The 18,654-nt window shown below is 61.7% G+C and carries 17 protein-coding genes; 12 read left to right on the forward strand and 5 right to left on the reverse strand.

From position 1 onward, the window contains the following. The first annotated feature begins 130 nt into the window (after positions 1-130). From MEMAR_RS11490 to MEMAR_RS11510, 5 genes are all read left to right on the forward strand, one after another. Complete coding sequence (locus tag MEMAR_RS11490; RefSeq protein ID WP_011845160.1) at positions 131-1,285, forward strand: iron ABC transporter substrate-binding protein; 1,155 nt, start codon at positions 131-133, stop codon at positions 1,283-1,285. Positions 1,286-1,551: 266 nt separating this feature from the next. Next, positions 1,552-2,706 carry an iron ABC transporter substrate-binding protein gene (locus MEMAR_RS11495; RefSeq protein ID WP_011845161.1) on the forward strand — a complete coding sequence of 385 codons (1,155 nt, stop codon included), beginning with the start codon at positions 1,552-1,554 and terminating at the stop codon, positions 2,704-2,706. A 30-nt stretch (positions 2,707-2,736) separates the two neighbouring features. Further along, positions 2,737-3,849 (forward strand): FecCD family ABC transporter permease, encoded by a 1,113-nt coding sequence (locus tag MEMAR_RS11500; RefSeq protein ID WP_011845162.1) that lies wholly within the window; start codon positions 2,737-2,739, stop codon positions 3,847-3,849. Beyond that, entirely contained in the window at positions 3,846-4,613 is a 768-nt protein-coding gene (locus MEMAR_RS11505; RefSeq protein WP_011845163.1) for an ABC transporter ATP-binding protein, read from the forward strand. Before MEMAR_RS11500 ends, MEMAR_RS11505 begins: the two co-directional genes overlap by 4 nt. Before the next feature lie 58 nt (positions 4,614-4,671). Continuing rightward, positions 4,672-5,004, forward strand: coding sequence for a DUF1622 domain-containing protein (locus MEMAR_RS11510; protein ID WP_011845164.1), 333 nt, complete (start codon positions 4,672-4,674; stop codon positions 5,002-5,004). Positions 5,005-5,029: 25 nt separating this feature from the next. On the opposite strand, the gene MEMAR_RS11515 is transcribed toward MEMAR_RS11510, so the two are convergent. Beyond that, the gene (locus MEMAR_RS11515; protein ID WP_011845165.1) at positions 5,030-5,461 is read right to left on the reverse strand and encodes a bis(5'-nucleosyl)-tetraphosphatase; all 432 of its coding nucleotides are present in this window, start codon (positions 5,459-5,461) and stop codon (positions 5,030-5,032) included. A gap of 7 nt (positions 5,462-5,468) precedes the next feature. Continuing rightward, a complete protein-coding gene (udg, locus tag MEMAR_RS11520; RefSeq protein WP_048063859.1) occupies positions 5,469-6,086 on the reverse strand; it encodes a type-4 uracil-DNA glycosylase in 618 nt (205 codons plus the stop codon). Between the two features lie 537 nt (positions 6,087-6,623). Between udg and MEMAR_RS11525 the strand changes: the two genes are divergently transcribed. The 7 genes from MEMAR_RS11525 (at position 6,624) to MEMAR_RS11555 (ending at position 12,507) form a co-directional block, all read left to right on the forward strand. Further along, positions 6,624-7,121, forward strand: coding sequence for a hypothetical protein (locus MEMAR_RS11525; RefSeq protein ID WP_143706408.1), 498 nt, complete (start codon positions 6,624-6,626; stop codon positions 7,119-7,121). 320 nt (positions 7,122-7,441) lie between these two features. Then, positions 7,442-8,086: a hypothetical protein gene (locus MEMAR_RS11530; RefSeq protein ID WP_011845168.1), complete on the forward strand. Its 645-nt coding sequence runs from the start codon at positions 7,442-7,444 to the stop codon at positions 8,084-8,086. Positions 8,087-8,138: 52 nt separating this feature from the next. Beyond that, complete coding sequence (locus MEMAR_RS11535; protein ID WP_011845169.1) at positions 8,139-8,831, forward strand: hypothetical protein; 693 nt, start codon at positions 8,139-8,141, stop codon at positions 8,829-8,831. An 88-nt stretch (positions 8,832-8,919) separates the two neighbouring features. Next, positions 8,920-9,507, forward strand: a complete 588-nt coding sequence (locus MEMAR_RS11540) for a hypothetical protein (protein ID WP_011845170.1) — start codon at positions 8,920-8,922, stop codon at positions 9,505-9,507. Continuing rightward, a complete protein-coding gene (locus tag MEMAR_RS11545; RefSeq protein ID WP_011845171.1) occupies positions 9,504-10,097 on the forward strand; it encodes a hypothetical protein in 594 nt (197 codons plus the stop codon). Before MEMAR_RS11540 ends, MEMAR_RS11545 begins: the two co-directional genes overlap by 4 nt. Before the next feature lie 669 nt (positions 10,098-10,766). Further along, complete coding sequence (gene lysS / locus MEMAR_RS11550) at positions 10,767-12,293, forward strand: lysine--tRNA ligase (protein WP_011845173.1); 1,527 nt, start codon at positions 10,767-10,769, stop codon at positions 12,291-12,293. A 19-nt stretch (positions 12,294-12,312) separates the two neighbouring features. Further along, on the forward strand, positions 12,313-12,507 hold the full coding sequence (locus tag MEMAR_RS11555; protein WP_048063861.1) for a YwbE family protein: 195 nt from the start codon (positions 12,313-12,315) through the stop codon (positions 12,505-12,507). 2 nt (positions 12,508-12,509) lie between these two features. Here the strand turns inward: MEMAR_RS11555 and MEMAR_RS11560 are convergent, their stop codons facing one another. From MEMAR_RS11560 to MEMAR_RS11570, 3 genes are all read right to left on the reverse strand, one after another. Next, positions 12,510-14,387, reverse strand: a complete 1,878-nt coding sequence (locus MEMAR_RS11560; RefSeq protein WP_011845175.1) for a sensor histidine kinase — start codon at positions 14,385-14,387, stop codon at positions 12,510-12,512. A 197-nt stretch (positions 14,388-14,584) separates the two neighbouring features. Continuing rightward, positions 14,585-16,471 carry a sensor histidine kinase gene (locus tag MEMAR_RS12550; RefSeq protein WP_011845176.1) on the reverse strand — a complete coding sequence of 629 codons (1,887 nt, stop codon included), beginning with the start codon at positions 16,469-16,471 and terminating at the stop codon, positions 14,585-14,587. Beyond that, positions 16,468-18,357 (reverse strand): sensor histidine kinase, encoded by a 1,890-nt coding sequence (locus MEMAR_RS11570; protein ID WP_011845177.1) that lies wholly within the window; start codon positions 18,355-18,357, stop codon positions 16,468-16,470. Before MEMAR_RS11570 ends, MEMAR_RS12550 begins: the two co-directional genes overlap by 4 nt. Positions 18,358-18,654 lie beyond the last annotated feature (297 nt).

The raw sequence follows: 18,654 nt of genomic DNA on the forward strand, positions 1-18,654 counted from the left end.
GGCTGGAGACGGAGTTTGAACCCCGGTGGATGTCGCAACCGCACCAGTACAACTTCTGTAAGTTTAGTCCCATCATATAAACAAAATTTAGAAAGATATAATAAAGGGTGCTACTATCTTTTTTGATCGTATGTATTCGCCAAAATACACCGGAATGTTCACGGCCGCAGTGCTCGCGGCCCTCGTTCTCGCCATGTTCGCCGCCGGGTGCACCGGCACCGGGACCGTCCAGGGCGGCACCGGCGAGACCGTCACGGTCACCGACGGGTTCGGCCGGACCGTCGCCGTCCCGTCGCCCCCGGAGAGCGTCGTCTGCTCGGGCTCCGGATGCCTCCGCTACCTCGTCTACCTCCAGAGCCAGGACCTCGCCGTCGGCGTCGACGACATCGAGAAAGAAGAGCGGACGATCGAAGGCCGTCCCTACTCCCTCGCCTACGGATCACAGTTCAAAGATCTCCCCCTGATCGGTGAGTTCCGGGGCAAGGACGACCCCGAGAAGATCCTCGGGATAGGCCCGCAAGTCGTTTTCAAGACCGGCTCCACCGGAACGGCATACGCGACCAGTGCCGGTGATGCAGATAAACTCCAGGAGAGAACCGGCATCCCCGTCGTGGCGTTCCCCTACGGCTCGCTCCGGAACGACGCCGAAAAGGCTGAGATGTACACCGGACTCCGCACGATGGGCGGGGTTCTCGATAAGCAGGACCGCGCCGAAGAGGTGATCGCCTACATCGAGGCGACGATCGCCGACCTCAAAGCCCGGACCGCCGACATCCCCGAGGCGGAACGGAAGACAGCCTACATCGGCGGCGTCTCCTCGGCGGGCGCTCACGGCATTATCTCCACAGAACCCGCCTACCCACCATTCCACTGGGTCAACGCAAAGAACGCCGCGGCCGGACTCGGCACCGCCCACGCCGACGTCGCGAAAGAGGCCCTCGTCGACTGGAACCCCGGGTACATCTTCGTCGATGTCGGCACCATCCAGATGGAGAGCGACGGGGCGATCGGGGAACTGAAGAGCGACCCTGCACTCCAGGGGCTCTCCGCCGCGAAGGAAGGCCGGGTCTACGGCGTCCTCCCGTACAACTTCTACAGCACGAACTACGAGACCGTGCTCGCCGACGCCTACTTCATCGGCAGGACCCTCTACCCCGAGCGGTTCGCCGACATCGACCCCGAGGAGAAGGCAGACGAGATTTACACCTTCTTCATCGGGAAGCCGGTCTTTTCCGACCTGAACAGCCAGTACAGGGACCTCGGATTCGCGGAAATCCCGTTGTAACCCGGGACAGGGGCGCGGAAGTGGAAGAGAATCATGCGTGCAGCAGGTAGGACCCCACTTCTTCTCCCTTCCCGGCCGATGTAGCCCGGGCATGGGCTCCTTCTCTCACGCTCCGGGCATGCGAACGGGAGGGTCTGCCGAACCCGGGGGCGTTGCACCGGTTCGGCCGATTATCAGCGCAGGTATTACGAATCAGAATTGAGTCATACCCGATAGGTGACGATTCGATAACTATAATACACAATGTTACTACTACTGATATTAGTATGCCACCGTTCCGATATAGAGGAGCCCTCGCGGCTGCGGTGCTCGCGGCCCTCGTTCTTGCCATGCTCGCCGCCGGATGCACCGGCACCGGGACCGTCCAGGGCGGCACCGGCGAGACCGTCACGATCACCGACGGGTTCGGCCGGTCGGTCGCCGTCCCGTCGCCGCCGGAAAGCGTCGTCTGCTCGGGTTCCGGATGCCTCCGCTACCTCGTCTACCTGCAGAGCCAGGACCTCGCCGTAGGTGTCGACGACCAGGAGAAGAAAGATCAGGTGATGGAAGGCCGTCCTTACGCCCTCGCTTACGGGTCACAGTTCAAAGACCTCCCCCTGATCGGTGAGTTCCGGGGCAAGGACGACCCCGAGAAGATCCTCGGGATAGGCCCACAGGTCATCTTCAAGACCGGTTCCACCGGAACGGCGTACAGCACCAGCGGCCCCGAGGCCGACAAGCTTCAGGAAAAGACCGGCATCCCGGTCGTGGCGTTCCCCTACGGCTCGCTCCGGAGCGACGCCGAAAAAGCCGAGATGTATGCCGGACTCCGCACGATGGGCGGGGTTCTCGATAAGCAGGACCGCGCCGAAGAGGTGATCGCCTACATCGAGGCGACGATCGCCGACCTCGAGAGCAGAACCGCCGACATCCCCGAGGTGGAACGGAAGACAGCCTACATCGGCGGCGTCTCCTCGGCGGGCGCCCACGGCATTATCTCCACAGAACCCGCCTACCCACCATTCCACTGGGTCAACGCAAAGAACGCCGCGGCCGGACTCGGCACCGCCCACGCCGACGTCGCGAAAGAGGCCCTCGTCGACTGGGATCCGGAGTACATCTTCATCGACCTCGGCACCATCCAGATGGAGAGCGACGGCGCGATCGGCGAACTGAAGAACGACCCCGCGCTCCGGGGGCTCTCCGCCGCGAAGGAAGGCCGGGTCTACGGTGTTCTCCCGTACAACTTCTACAGCGTGAACTACGAGACCATCCTTGCCGACGCCTACTTCATCGGCAAGACCCTCTACCCCGACCGGTTCGCCGACATCGACCCCGAGGAGAAGGCGGACGAGATCCACACCTTCTTCATCGGAAAACCGGTCTTCGACGATCACAACAACGAGTACCGGAACCTTGGGTTTAGGGAGATCCCGCTCTGATGCCGGGCTCGATCAGGAGGATATGACGAGATGCACTTTGCAGACGGGGCCATCCCCGCCGACTACATGGGCTACGTGCGCCGAAAGCACCTCTGGATACTCGGTGGAGTGGTCCTCCTCTTCCTCCTCCTGATCGTATCCATATCGGTCGGCGCGGTGAGCATCCCCCCGTACGAGGTTTTTCTCTCTATCGTGAACGGTATCGTCGACCGGATACACCTTCTTCTCAATCCCGGCACCGTCCTCAACCCCACCAGCACCGACCGGATCGTCTGGAACATCCGCCTCCCGCAGGCGCTTGCCGCGATCGTCGCCGGGGTGGGGCTCTCGGTGGCCGGGGTCGCCATGCAGTCGATCCTTCGTAACCCGCTCGGATCGCCGTTCACGCTCGGCATCTCGAACGCCGGCGCCTTCGGGGCGGCCGTCTCGGTCATCGTCCTCGGCACCGGGCAGATGCACTCCTCAGTCGCCGACGCCGTCACCATAAACAACCCCTACGTGACGACGCTGATGGCGTTCATCTTCTGCCTCCTTGCGACAGCCGTGATCCTGCTCATCTCCCGGCTACGCGGGGCGTCTCCCGAGGTGATGGTGCTCGCCGGCGTCGCCCTCTCTTCGCTCTTCACGGCGGGGACGATGTTTCTCCAGTACTTCGCCGACGACACCCAGCTCGCCGCCGTCGTCTTCTGGACGTTCGGCGACGTCGGCCGGGCCAGCTGGCAGGAACTCGGGATCATGGCCTTCGTGACCATAGCGGCCTCGCTCTACTTCATCGCGAACCGCTGGAACTACAACGCGATCGACGCCGGCGACGAGACCGCGAAGGGCCTCGGCGTCAGCGTCGAGGCAGTCCGGGATATCGGGATGGTCGTCGCGGCGCTCGTATCCGCCGTGATCGTCTCGTTCCTCGGGGTCATCGGCTTCGTGGGGCTCGTCTGCCCGCATATGGTGAGGAGGCTCATCGGCGACGACCAGCGCTTCCTGATCCCGGGCTCCTGCGTGATGGGCGGAATCCTCCTTCTCGCCTCGGACACGGTCGCCCGGGTCATCGTGGCTCCCTACATCCTCCCGGTTGCCGTGCTCACGGCATTTTTAGGCGCACCGGTCTTCATCTACCTGCTGCTTAGGGGGTACCGGCGATGATCCTCGACGTCGACGGCGTGGCGTTCAATTACCGGAGCGCTTCGGTCATCCGGGATATCACGTTCGACCTTCGACCGCACCAGACTCTCGCGATCCTGGGGCCGAACGGTGTCGGGAAGACGACGCTCTTGAAGTGCATGAACACCATCCTGCGGCCGAAGGCCGGGTCCGTCCTCATCGAGGGGGCCGACCTCCTCACCGCGGACAGGATGGAGATCGCACGGAAGGTCGGCTACGTCCCGCAACGGTGCGAGGCGGCCCGGTTGACCGTCTTCGACGCCGTCCTCCTCGGCCGCCGGCCGCATATCGGGTGGGACGTGACGGACAAGGACATACGGATCGTCGAGGCAGCAGTCCGGATGCTCCACCTCGAGGACCTGAAGCTGCGCTACATCGACGAGATGAGCGGCGGGGAGCTCCAGAAGGTGAGCATCGCGAGAGCGCTTGTGCAGGAGCCCCGGGTGCTCCTCCTCGACGAACCGACGAGCAGCCTCGACCTCAAGAACCAGCTCGAGATCCTCGGGATCGTCCGGCACGTGACGACGGAGCACGACGTCGCCGCGGTGATGACGATGCACGACCTGAACATGGCGCTTCGCTACGCCGACCGGTTCATTCTCTTAAAGGACGGCATCATCCATGCCGCGGGGGGCCCCGACGTGGTGACGCCGGAGATCATCGAGGCGGTTTACGGCGTCCCCGTGACGGTCGAGCGGTACAACGGATACCGCTTCGTCGTGCCCCTGGAACCGGAGAGCGCCTGAGAGCCCGGGCCCAGTAACGTATAAGCCCCCCGTCGCCGATATGCCCGGCCGGGGGCATATGGTGCTCGAGACGTTCGTCGGGATCACCGCGACGGTCCTTGGGATATTCGGGGCGCTCTTCATCGTCTACGGAGCAGCGATCGCGATCGTCGAACTCCTGATGCGGGAGATGCGCATCAGAGCGATCAGTTACCGCGACATCCGGTGGGTCTTCACCACGCGCATCCTGATCGGTCTCGAGTTCTTCGTTGCCGCCGACGTCATCAAGACGATCCTCGAACCGACGCCCCAGGACCTGGCCATCCTCGGGGCGCTCGTCGCGATCAGGACGGTCGTGAGTTACTTCCTCGGGAAGGAGGTGAGCGAACTCCCGGAGGAGAGAAAATTGTAGCGATGAGCGGGACAGGTTCTTTCGATCACGCGCTCTTTTGGTTCGAAAACGCCTTCAGGTGCTCGTGCGCCCCCTCGACGACTCTTCTTGAGTTCGCGAAGGTGATCGTCTGCAGCGCCTCGTCGTAGGGGAGCCACCGGTAGTCGATGTGCTCGTCCGAGATCGTCACCTCCTCCACCGGGGTCTCGATGAGGTAGTAGACAACCTCCTTGTAGACCGTATGCGCCCGACGCTGGAAGAAGTAGTGAACCTCCTCGCGGAACCCTGGAACGAACTCTGCGCGGGTGATCCCGGTCTCCTCCTCGAGTTCGCGAAGCACCGTCTCCTCCTCGCTCTCGCCACGTATGCCGTGCCCCTTCACCAGATCCCAGTGGCCAGCCCCGTACTGCAGGATGAGGTACTGGAGATCCGCATCCCGTCGGACGACGACTGCCCCGCATGAACGCTCTTTTACCATGATTCCTTCAATCCTGTGTCGTGAAGTCTCCGGCCTCCGCGAGTTCGCGCCCGATGATCAGGAAATCCTCTTCCAGGGACTCCCGGTATCGGGGGTTGTAGAGCGCGGCGGCAGGGTGGAGGGTGGGGATGAGGCGGACCGGATGGCCGAAGAGGAGGCCGGGGTAGACCGTCCCCCGGATCTCCGTGATCCGGTCGAACTCGACCGGCAGGAAGGAGAGGATATACCTGCTCGAGTGCCGGCCGAGCATCACGATCACCTTCGGCCCGATGATCCGGATCTGCTCCTCGAGGTACGGGGTGCAGGCCCGGATCTCCTCTTCACCGGGGTCGCGGTTCCCGGGCGGCCGGTGCTTGACGATGTTCGCGATGAAGACGTCGTCGCGCGATAAGCCGATACCCGATAGGAGGCCTTCGAGGAGTTTTCCCGCCCGACCGACAAACGGCCTCCCGGTGAGGTCTTCCTGTTTCCCCGGCGCTTCGCCGATGAGCATGAGGTCGGCCCGGGGGTTCCCTTCTCCCGGGACTGCATGGTGAGTGTTCTCCCAGAGGAGGCATTTCCGGCATTCGCCGATGACGGCGGCAAGTTCCTCTATCGCCGCCTCTCCCCCCGCATCCTGTACCATGCCCACACTATTGAGGATAACTCGTATAACCTTCTTATGCATTGTGTTTTGGCGCCGGGAATTGTCTTACCCCGGCCCGGAATCGGTCCGAGAGGGGGAGAGGAGCGGTGCCGGCCGTTCGGCTACGGATCTCACCAGACGGCGCGGCACTGTTTTCGTGCTTATAGAGGCCGGTCTTCGGGGGGGTGGTCCGGCACGGGTCTGACGTGTAGATGATTGTCACAGAAAAGGGATATAGAAGAACGTTGAGCTCTCCAGCGCGGGTACCGGAACCGGCATCCTGCCCGACACGTGCAGGGATACCCACTCCCGGTTGGCGCCCCGAACGACGGACGGATGATCTGCATGAGATTCCTTCAAAATGAGAGAACCAGCAGGGTCGCACTCGTTCTCCTCCTAATAGCCGTCGGTGCTTTCGGCGCCCTTTTGCTCCTCGATCTTCTCACGATCGGTCCCGGGCATCCTCCCCCCGGGGCCCTGCAAAAATGGTATATCCCCCGGCCCGGGTATGGGTATGCAGAGAACGGGTCGGTCGTCGTGAACAGAACAATCGATAGAGATGTCATTCTGATCGGGGACGTTGAAGAGGGGTGTCCGCCCCCGTTTCCGGATTGCTCCCCGTACTGCAGCCACGCCGTGTATCTCGACACCGGGTCGGGCGACCGGTATCTGGTCGTCAACTGGTACTTCGACGATGACGCGGATCTCGCGCGGGCGGAAGGGAACCTCTGCAGTGACCTTCGGTCGTCCGGGAACGTCGCCTCCGCCGGGTTGATCCTCCCGGGAGAACCGGATAGATCGCCGGACGCACCGATCGTTAGCCCCATCACCGTGACGAAATACGAGAGCGAAACATCGTCCGGTTACTTCGGCGTCGTTGAAAAGCCGCTATCCCCGGAACACGACGATTACTTCATCGTTTACTACGGGGTCTATGGGCCGGCCGTTCTCCCCGATCACGCCGCTGCACTGGAAGGGCTTATGCTCCGGAGTTCCTCGCTCCGGGGCGCAAGATCGCTCGCGTCCTGTACGTGAGCGGCAGGGATGTGATCGGGCACGGCACAACCAGGCCGGAGAGCCGTCATACAGGCCTGGGACGATCCGGAACTGTGAAACATTACCATGCTGCGCGATCCCGACTAGCAGCCTGTTACGGTAGATTTCAGGTAAGGATTCTACCCGGCAGTCTCAACGTGTAGACGCGTGAGACAGAAATCGTTTATAGAGGGACGCCGAGTCTCAATCATGACGTACAGCCTCCGACAGCCGTCCCTGCCCGGATCGGGTACCACCGGCAGGCGGAGACCGGCCAGAACCCCTCACGGGCACGACTCCATACCCGCGGAGAGAGCCGGATGAGACAGAACCCCGTTCTCCTTGTTGCGCTGCTGCTCCTGGCATTCGGGGCCGGGTGCACCAGCACACCGGAAAACGCCACCCCCGCACAGGTCCTCCACTACGAGCAGGGAAACACCTCGATCCCCATCAACGTCTCCGAGATCCCGGTGAGAACGTTCGATGTCAACGCAACAGAGGTGATCGGGATCGTCCTCGCCGACCAGCGGGCCGGGATCCTGCTTGAGGGCGGCTGGAAGATCGCTTCGATCCGGGCGGGCTTTGAGGAGGAGGACCCGAACAGGGAGCACATCGACGCAGAGTTCAGGAACGATGAACTTTCGCTGTCGTTCTTCATCGAAGTGGACGAACGGGAGGAACGTGCCACGAGGGGGCGCTGTAGCCCCATAGTCTGGGGGGGACGCCCATGGCCCGATTCCAAAGAACCGCGGCCTGAAGACTACTACCAAAACTACTACCTTCCGAAAACGGACCAGTTCGCCGTCATCGATTGTCAGAACGAGCGGATCGTGATGGTCTATAACAAAACGACGATCTTCTACCTCTACCCGTCATACGGGGATGCGAATGTATGGGATCCTGATCGAAGCGAAACCGGCGCACCTCAACCATCGTCATACGGGCAGAACGGCATAAATGCGTAGGAAAGCGCGATCAGAAGAACTGCGGATAAAATCACCGTAGGAGGAAAACAAGATGGACAAAAATACAGGAAGGCGCCCCCTCTGCTCCGGGCTATGTTGCCGGCAGGCGCAAGCCATACCTCTCCTTTCCCTTGCGCTGCTGCTCCTGGCGTTCGGGGCGGGCTGCATCGACTTCCCGGAGCAGAATGCAACGGGAAACGTCACACCCGCCCCGGTCCTCCACTACGAGCGGGGGGACGTCTTGATCCCGATCAACGTCTCCGAGATTCCAGTGCGGGGATTCGACGCCAATGTCACGGAGGTTATCGAGATCCTCCTCGCCGACCCGCGGGCCGGGGCCCTGCTTGAGGGCGGGTGGAAGATAACTTCGGTTCGGACGAACTTTGAGGGGTTCTACTCGGTCGACCCGACCAGGACATATGTCGACGTAGAGTTCCGACGCGATGAACCGTCACCGTCGTTCTTCATCGAAGTGGACGACCAGGAGGGGCACACGGGAAGAGGTTTCTGCAACGTCCCACGCTGGCGCGGGGGGCCGTTTGCAGGTCCACGTCCCGAGGACTACCACAAAGACGAGGCGGTGAGAGATGGCACAAACTGGTGGTATGTTTACGATCACCACAACGACAGGGTGGCAATGGTCTATAATGGAACGACGATCATCTACCTCTACCCATCGTACGGGACACAGTGGTACGAAACCGTAGGGAAAACAGGCGACACGCGCCATCTGGGGGCATTGTAATGTTCCGGAATGGACAGAGGGGCGCGACAATCATCTATCTCTACCCCTCATACGGGAGAGAGTGGTATGAAAGCGTGGAGGCGTCAGGATGAAGCGAATCTTCATTCTCTCCCTTGCGCTGCTGCTCCTGGCGTTCGGGGCCGGATGCATCGGCTCCCCGGAGATGAATGCAACGGAGAACGTCACCCCCGCCCCGGTCCTCCACTACGAGCAGGGGGATGTCTCGATCCCGATCAACACTTCCGAGATCCCGGTGAGAAGGTTTGATGTCAACGTCACGGAGGTGATCGAGATCGTTCTTGCCGACCAGCGGGCCGGGGCTCTGCTTGAGGGCGGGTGGAAGATCGCCTCGGTCCGGACAGGCTTTGATTACGACTTGAGGACGCATGTCGACGTAGAGTTCCGAAGCGACGAGCCGTCACCGTCGTTCTTCATTGAAGTGGACGAACAGGAGGGGCAGACCGGCTGGGGACGCTGCAACGTCCCACGCTGGCTTGGGGGGCCGTTTGCAGGCCCCTATCCTGAAGACTACCACCAGAACCGGACATTCTACCACACCTATGTCTTCGATCACCACAACGATCGGGTGACGATGGTCTACAACGATACGACGATCTTCTACCTCTACCCCTCATACGGGAGAGAGTGGTATGAAAGGGTGGAGGTGTCAGGATGAAGCAGGTCTTCATTCTCTCCCTTGTGCTGCTGCTTCTGGCGTTCGGGGCCGGTTGCATCGACTTTCCGGAGACGAACACCACGAAAACTGCCGCGTCGACCCCGATCCTTCACTACGAGCGGGGGAACATCTTAATCCCGATCAATACTTCCGAGATCCCGGTGAGAACGTTCGATGTCAACGCGACAGAGGTGATCGAGATCGTCCTTGCCGACCCGCGGGCCGGGATTCTGCTTGAGGGGGGCTGGAAGATCACTTCGATCCGGACGGGCTTTGAGGAGGAGGACCCGAACCGGGAGCACATCGATGTGGAGTTCCGGAGCGACGAACTGTCACTATCGTTCTTCATCGAAGTGGACGAACGGGAGAGGCAGACCGGCAGAGGGCGCTGCAGCGCCACGATCTGGAGGGGACACCCATGGACATCGGACCCCTTCCCTGAAGAGGAGGACTATCACCAGGCGGTAAATCCATACATGGGCCTGTTTGTGGTCGTCGATCATCACAACGAGAGGGTGATGATGGCCTATGACGATAAGACGATCTTCTACCTCTATCCCTCATACGGGGATGTGACTGAATGGGAGTGACCGAAGCAGAACCGGCGCCCCTCTCCCCTCTCTCATGGAACAGGGTGATGTGAAAGCGTAGGGGAGGGCGATCCGGGAAAATGCAGGTTGTCGGAACGATCATGAAACCACCATAGGAGGGAAGCAAAATGAACCAAAAAGCGGGAAGGCAGGCGCAAGCCGTACCTGCAACCGGCGGGAGCAATTACGTGAAGCAGATCGCCATTCTCTCCCTTGCGCTGCTGCTCCTGGGCGCGCTGTCTCTCCTGCACGGATCTGGCCCTGCGGCCAGTCGCACTACGCTCCTCCCACCAGATGGTGCTCAAACTCCGGCCGCTCGTAGTCGCACCTCTGGTGCTCTTGCTCCGCTCCTGCGGAGCATCGCACTCCACCCCCGCCCGTCGTTCGTCGCCACTCGCGCCTTACGGTGCTTCGGCTCCTGCTCGAAGACGCTTCCGCGTCTTCTCAAGCTCCTGCCGTTCCGGCAGTCGCACCCTTCGGCCAGTCGACCACTCGCACCTGCGGTGCTCGGGCTCCGCTCCTCACGGAGCGTCGCCAATTTAATACCCCCAGAGATGAACACTATATAGAATTTCCCGGCGACTTCACCGCCCGGTCTCGCCGGAGCGGCGCCTGACCCGGATTTCCGGCCGGGTTCCGGGCTGCAGGAAGAATGGAGCGATTTACACAATGAGCGATATGGATCACACCTGTTTTGACACGGCAAAGATCGATAAGTTACAGGAACTGCGCGAGCGCGGGGTGACGGTCTACCCCTACACCTTCGACCGCAGGGATACCGTCGAGGAGATCAAGGAGCGGTTCTCCGCGATCGAGCACGATAAGAGCGAGGAGGAGGTCAGCACCGCGGGGCGGGTCTACGTCGTCCGCCAGCACGGCAAGACGATCTTCGCCGATATCGGCGACTCCGAAGGCCGGATCCAGCTGTATCTGCGGAAGAACGACCTCGGCGAGGAGCAGTTCGACCTCTTCAAGCAGTACGTCGACGCCGGCGACATCGTCGGCGTCGTCGGCCACGTCTTCCGGACGAAAATGGGCGAGATCACCGTCTGGGTCGACCGGTTCGAACTCCTTACGAAATCGGTCTGCCCGCTTCCCGAGAAGTTCCACGGGCTCAAGAACGTTGAGACCCGCTATCGGCAGCGCTACCTCGACCTGATCATGAACGAGGAGAGCCGCGAGACCTTCAGGGCGCGGAGCAGGATCATCTCCCTCCTGCGACAGTTCCTCTTCGAGCGGGACTACCTGGAGTTCGAGACGCCCACCCTGCAGCCGATCTACGGCGGCGCGAACGCCCGGCCGTTCACCACCCACCACAACGCCCTCGACCAGAAACTCTACCTCAGGATAGCGCCGGAACTCTACCTCAAACGCCTGGTCGTCGGCGGGTTCGATAAGGTCTTCGAGATCGCGAAGAACTTCAGGAACGAAGATATCGACACCAACCACAACCCCGAGTTCACGATGGTAGAGGTCTACGAGGCCTACCGCGACTACAACGACATGATGAACCTCACCGAGGAGATCCTCTCCCACCTCGCGGAGAAGGTGCTCGGGACGACCGTCTGCTCGTTCGCCGGGCACGACCTGGACTTCTCCCGCCCCTGGCGCCGCCTCACGATGGAGGAGGCGGTGCGGGAGTACGCCGGGATTGACTTCCCGGCCATGAGCCTCGAAGAACTCCACGCCTTCGGCCTCGAGCACTGCGTCGAGGGCTGCGAGAGCGCCGCGACCCGGGGCGAGTACCTGGTGCTCTTCTTCGAGCACTTCGGCGAGAAGCACCTCATCCAGCCGACATTCATCTACGACTTCCCGATCGAGAACTCGCCGCTCGCAAAGAAGCACCGCTCAAAAGAAGGGCTGACGGAGCGGTTCGAGCTCTTCATCGCCGGGATGGAGATGGCGAACGGCTTCTCGGAGTTAAACGACCCCCTCGACCAGAAAGCCCGGCTCGAACAGCAGGACGCGAAACGCCGGAAGGGCGACCTCGAGGCGCAGATGATCGACTACGACTTCATCAACGCGCTCGGCTACGGGATGCCTCCGACGGGCGGCGTCGGGATCGGGATCGACCGGCTGGTGATGCTCCTCACCGGCAAGGACTCGATCAAGGAGGTCCTCCTCTTCCCGCAGATGAAGACCGCCGTCCCCGGGCAGAACGGGGACAAAGCGGAAGAAGGCGATGGGGAAGAGTGATCGCCCCTCAATTTTTGTCATGAACGGACGGAACAGGGCCGCCATCAAACCCGGGATGACGGTGGATATCGTGCTCAAACGCGACCAGCGGACGGGGAAGCGCACCCGGGGCGTCGTCGCCGAGATCCTGACGAACTCATCGTTTCATCCCCACGGGATCAAGGTCCGGCTCCGCGACGGGCAGGTCGGGCGGGTTCAGGAGATCGTTGAGTAAGGTCACCCGGCCTTCCGGAGGGTGAACCGGACGGCCGCTCCCTCCTCCGGCTCCCCCTCCACCCGGTCCTCCGCCCATATCCTCCCACCGTAGCGCTCAATAAGCATCCGGCAGATATAGAGACCGAGGCCCCGACCGCTCTTTTCAACTCCCCCGCCGCCGAAACGGGTGAACAGGCGTTCCTTCATCTCGTCGGGGATACCCGGCCCGGTGTCCTCGACCGAGACCAACACGTCTCCGCCGTGCTCCTCGACCCGGATGGCGATCTCGACCGCGGGCCCGCCGAACTTCACCGCGTTGCCGATGAGGTTCGTGAAGACCTCGGAGAGGAGATCGTCGGCGAGCACCCGGGCGGTTGTCCCCGCGTAGGTGATCCGCACATCGGGAAAGTGCTCGATCTCCGCCCGGATAACGGGATCGAGAGCAACCGGGCCGAGGACGGCAGCCTCTTCCCGGATCTGCCTGATGGTGTTGACGTTTCTGATGATCTCGACACTCTTTTTGAGGCTTTTCTGCACCTTTTCAGTATAATTCCGCTGCTCGCCCTCGAGTTCTTCCGTGAGGAGATCGGTGTAAAGCGTGGCGGTACTGATGGTATTTTTGATGTCGTGCGTCATGATGTCCAGGTAAAGGTTCGCCCGCTCGGTCGACTCCTGCAGTTCCGCCGTGCGTGCTGCAACCTGCTCCTCCAGGTGCCCGCTGTACTCCCTGATCGTCTCTTCCGATTCCCTGAGGCTCTTCATCCCCGCTTGGAGAGCCGCGACCATCGTGTTGATGCTCCGCTCGAGTTTCATCACCTCGCGGGTTGCCGAGACACGGATCGTATGGTTGAGGTCTCCCTGCGCGATGACGTCGACGTCGTCGATGATCTCCTCGAGGGGGCGCGTGAGGCGGCGCGCTACAAGGAAGATGACCGCGCTCGAGAGAACGATTGCAAGGATTGCAACGACGGCGCGGGAGTAGAGCAACTGGTCGAGCTGGCTCTGTATGAGTCCCGTATCATAGGTCAGTTCGACGACGACGCTCGGGTCGGACGGGTAATCCGGGTCTTTCAGGTCGATGAAGAGATACTGGATCCGCCTTCCGTGCTCATCCTGCACCGCGTAATCAGTTCGGCCGGGGATGACCGTCCCGGTGACGAACTCCCGTGTCCGGGCATCGACAGAGCCGTCCGGCATCCCGACGGGGTTGCCGAAGATATCGTATACGCGGATCGAATCGAGATACGGGTTCATGGCAACGAACTCCTGCGTGCTCTCCTGCGAGCGCAGACGGTTCCGCTCCTCCATGAACGCATCCGGCGCGAGCCCGAGTTCGAGAAGGTAGCGGTGATCCGGCGTGGGCATATACGCATACTTCCGGACCTGCCCGGTTGCGGGCTCGTACACCACGCGGTCGGGGGAGAACTCGTCTCCAAGACGCATCCGGGTGAGCTCGTCATAAAAACCCGGGACGTTCCTGAAATCGAGGCCTCGATCGGGAGGATAGGTGGTGTACTCGACGACTCCCGACGAGTTGACGACATAAAGATCCATATCTCCCCCGAGCTCGTCTTTGAGCGCCGGGAGGTTCATCTGCGACGGATCCCCTCCCGCCCGCTCATACTCCTCAAGAAAGAGCAAAAACCCCCTCTGCAACCGCAGGTTGAGGGAATCGTCAAAGAGTTTGAGGCCGGTATCCACATCCACGATCGATTCCCTGACGCTCTTTTCGGTGACGCTCTGGAGGGTGGCGAGGTCGGAGGTCATCCTCTCTTCCGCCAGAACGTAGTCGTGGGCCGCGAGGAGGGCGATGGCGGGGATGACGATGAGCAGGATGGCTACGACAAGAGTAGGCGTAAACGGCCAGCCTTCCGAAACAGGTGTGCGGTCGTTCTTCATAAGCCACGGTCATGCAGGGACGGGACGCGCGCTCGACTGGCCGGCGGATACACCCCGGCCGTACCATCTGTACCGGATCGTGCCCGCTCCGCTGAACAGGATGTTCCCATCTTAACGGGCACTAGTGGCTGTCTCTCTACCTTAACCTTCGCGATCAGGATAGGGTCTCGGGGGAGCAGACAGGGTGCGAGCGATCGTTATTCCCCCGGCACCTTCCGGAGCGTGAACCGGACGGCCGCTCCCTCCTCCGGCCGCCCTTCCACCCGGTCGTCCACCCATATACTCCCGCCGTACCGCGTAATAAGCATCCGGCAGATGTAGAGCCCGAGACCTGCCCCCGTAAGCGGGCCTTCCCCTCTCCGGAAGCGGCGGAAGAGTTCGCTCTTCACCGCATCGGGGATACCCGGCCCGGTATCCTCGACCGAGACCAGCATCTCCTTCCCGCGCTCTTCGACCCGGACAGCGATCTCGACCGCCGGCCCGCCGAACTTCACCGCGTTGCCGATGAGGTTCGCAAAGACCTCGGAGAGCAGGTCGTCGGCGAGGACTGCAATCGGGTGCCCCTCATACCGGATCCGGATCGCGGGATGGTTCGCCATCTCCGTGCGGATCACCCGGTCGAGATCCACCCGCGTCAACGCGTTCCCGCTCTCCAGGGCCTCCCGGAGAGTGGCGATGCCCCCGATGATCGCGGAACTCTGTTCGAGCCGGGAGAGCATCTTCTCGGCCATCCCCCGCCGTTCTCCTTCAAGCGCATCGACGAGGTGCCGGGTATACCCGATAGCGACGGCGTTTGCATTGTTGATGTCGTGGACCATGATATCCAGAAAGAGGGTTGCCGCCCGGTTCGATTCCTCGAGGTCGGCGGTCCGTTCCCGGACCTGATCTTCAAGCCGGGTGCTGTACCCTCGTGCCGTCTCCTCCGAAGCGTGAAGGCGCCGGATATTCTCTTTAAGAGCGTCGACCATGGCATCGATGCTTCCTTGGAGACGGGTGAACTCCGTTCCCGCGGATACCCGGATCCGGTGATCGAGATCCCCCCGGGCTATGGTGTTGACGTCGTCGACGATCTCCCGTACCGGGCGTGTTATCTGCCGCGAAACCGGGACCGCGATGCAGCAGGCGGCGAGACTTGCGAAGAACGCGAGGAGAACGTGAGTGAGACGCATCTCGGCAAGCCGGGTATCGAGAGGGGCGGTGCTGTAGGTCAACTCGACGACCCGGCTCGCGTCCGAGGGGGATCCGGCAGCGGAGAGGTCGACAAGGACGTACCGGACGATCTGTCCCGCTACCGGATCCGTTATTGTCCGGTCCCGTTTCTCTTCATAGACCGCACGGGCAACGAAATCGATGGCGGCGGGATCGGTTGGGCTCTCCGACTCGGTCGCGTTGACGGATCTCCCGTAACAGTCGAAGATCCGGATCCCTTCGAGCGCGGGGTTCAACCGCATCAGGTCGTCTTTGAGGGCCCGGTATTTCAGATCGAACCGGTCGGTCCCCACGGAACTGCAGACGAGCCCGAGCTCGAAGAGGTAGCGGTGATCCGGGGAGGGCATGTAGGCGTACTTTCGCAACCGCCCGCTCGCCGGCTCCGCCATGACCCGGTCGGCCGTGAACGCGTCGCCGAGCCGGATTTCCGTTATCCGGTTGTAAAAAGACGGAACCTCACGGAAATCGATGCCGAGGTCCGGAGGGTAGGTGGTATACTCGATGACACCCGAGTCGTTGATGATGTAGACGTCCGTCTCCCCCCCGAGGAGTTCCTTGACGCGGGAGAGATCCATCTCTTCCGGATCTCCTCCCGCCCGCTTGTATTCGGCCAGAACCGGGATGAACGCCTCCTGCATCCGGTGATCGAGCGTGCAGTCGAAGAGGTTCAGGCCCGCGTCCATAAGACGTATCGACTGGACGGCGCTCCTCTCCGTCTGCTCCCGGAGGCGATCCTCCTCGGCTATCAGGGCCTCCTCGACCTGCCGGTAATCCAGGGCCGAGATCAGCCCGATCACCGGGAGCGTGATCACGATCATGACGAGGACCAGGTGCGTACCGAATCGGAGCGGTCTCCCGCCCCCGGCCGCCGTCATGGATCGCCCTCCTCTGTGGCCTTGCGGAGCGTAAACCGGATGGCGGTGCCGCACTCCGGGCACCCCCCCACCCGGTCGTCCGCCCATATCCTCCCGCCGTAGCGTTCGATGAGCATCCGGCAGATGTAGAGACCGAGTCCCGTCCCCGCCGTGCCGTGGGTTCCCCGAACCAGCCGCTCGAAGAGCCGGACCTTTACTGCGTCCGGGATGCCCGACCCGGTATCCTCGACAACGACCAGTACCTCCTCTCCGTGCTCTTCGACCCGGACGACGATCTCGACCGCCGGCCCGGCGTGCTTCGCCGCGTTGCCGATGAGGTTCGCAAAGACTTCGGAGAGGAGGTCGTCGGCGAGGACGATGACCGTGGTGCCGGAATAGGTTATTGGGACGGAAGAACGCTCAATCTCGGCCCTGACAACGGCATCAAGGTTGATCGGGCAAAGCGACGGCACGCCACCCTGAACCCGCTGGATGGTGTTGACGTTGTGGACGATCTCAATACTCTTCGTAAGCCCCTTCCTCGCCTTCCCGAGCACCTCGGCCTCGGGCTCTCCCTCGAGTTCGGCGTGGAGAAGGTCGGCGTAGAGGTTTGCGACGTTGTTTGCGTTTTTGATATCGTGCCCCATGATGTCCAGGTAGAGGGTCGCCATCCGGTTGGACTCCTCGAGGGCAGCGGTCCGTTCCCGGACCTGTTCTTCGAGGACACGGCTGTGCCGGACGATCTCCTCCTCCGACTCCCGGATCTTCTGGATAGTTTCCGTTAAGGATCCGACCATCGCCGAGACGCTCTCCGCGAGGTGTACGAACTCCTCGTCCCCGCTCACCCGCACGGGACGCTCCAGATCGCCGCGGGCGATGGCATCGACGTCCTCGACAAGGATGCGTATCGGCCGCGTCAGGTGGTGCGCGGCGAGGGCCGAGAGAGAGCCGACGCAGAAGAACGCAATGAGCAGGACACCCCCATGCCGGTCGAGCATTCCGGCAAGTTCCGCCTCCGCCCTCCTCGTGGTATAGGTCAGTTCTACGACCAGGCTCATGTCGGATGCGTAATCGAGGTCCGCCATATCGACGAAGACATAGCGTGTCAGTTCGCCTGCAGTGGCGTTCTCCACCTCGATCATGGCCTTCTCCCGGTAAGCCTTGCGGACGAACTCCAACCGCCGGTCATCGTCGGGATGCGCCTCGCCGGTGATCATCTCCCCCAGGCAGTCGAAGATCCGGATCTCGATAACGTCCGGGTTTTCGTCCACAAGTTCCCTGACGGTCTCCCGGTACTTCAGCGCTGTGCGGTACTGCTGGAACTCGGAACTCGCAAGACCGAGTTCGAAGAGGTAGCGGTGATCCGGAGAAGGCCGATACGCGTACTTCCGGAGTTCCCCTGACGAGATCCCGGAGACGACCCTGTCGGCAGCAAACGAATCTCCGAGCCGGATCCCAGTTATCCTGCCGTAAAAATCGGGAATTTGCCTGAAATCAAGACCAAGGTCAGGAGGGTAAGTGGTATAGACGATGACGCCGTCTTCGTCGATAATATAGAGATCCATCCTGCCCCCGAGTTCCTCCTTAACGCGGGAGAGATCCATCTCTCCCGGATCCCTTCCCGCCCGCTCATACTCGGCGATAAACAGATCGAATCCTTCCTCCATCTCCTGGTTCAACGTCCTGTCGAAGAGTTTCAACCCGGTATCCACCAGGTTTACCGCGAGGACGATGCCGGACTCGGTCTGGTTCCGGGACTCTTCGGTATTCACCTCCAGTTCCTGCCGGACCGCCGCCGAATCGACAACCGAGAGCAGGAAGACGACAGGGACCGTCGCGAGGAGAATCGCAAGCAAAAGATAGAGCATGAGTGGAAGCGACGGTCGCACGGGACTCTTCGCCGTCATTTACGTATACACTCCGCTCCTCATGCGATGCCTCCGGGGGGGGGCAGGATCAATTCCTCAAGGAAGGGTATATCTGTAACTATATAGTATGAACGATTTTGACGCGAAAGAAGGAATTTGAACGGATCATTTCGTCGTGAGATGCCGCAGAGAGCAGGATAACGCTCCCCTGCAGACCGGGCTCGGGAGTGGGAGCACCGAAGAACGATGTTCCTTCAGGATACGACGGTTCGTCAGAATCGGAGCTGGAGAAACCCGGAAGGGTTTCGGGAACGGAGTTCGAGCACCGGGGGTGCG

It is taken from the genome of Methanoculleus marisnigri JR1, assembly GCF_000015825.1.
Taxonomy (GTDB): Archaea; Halobacteriota; Methanomicrobia; order Methanomicrobiales; family Methanoculleaceae; genus Methanoculleus; species Methanoculleus marisnigri.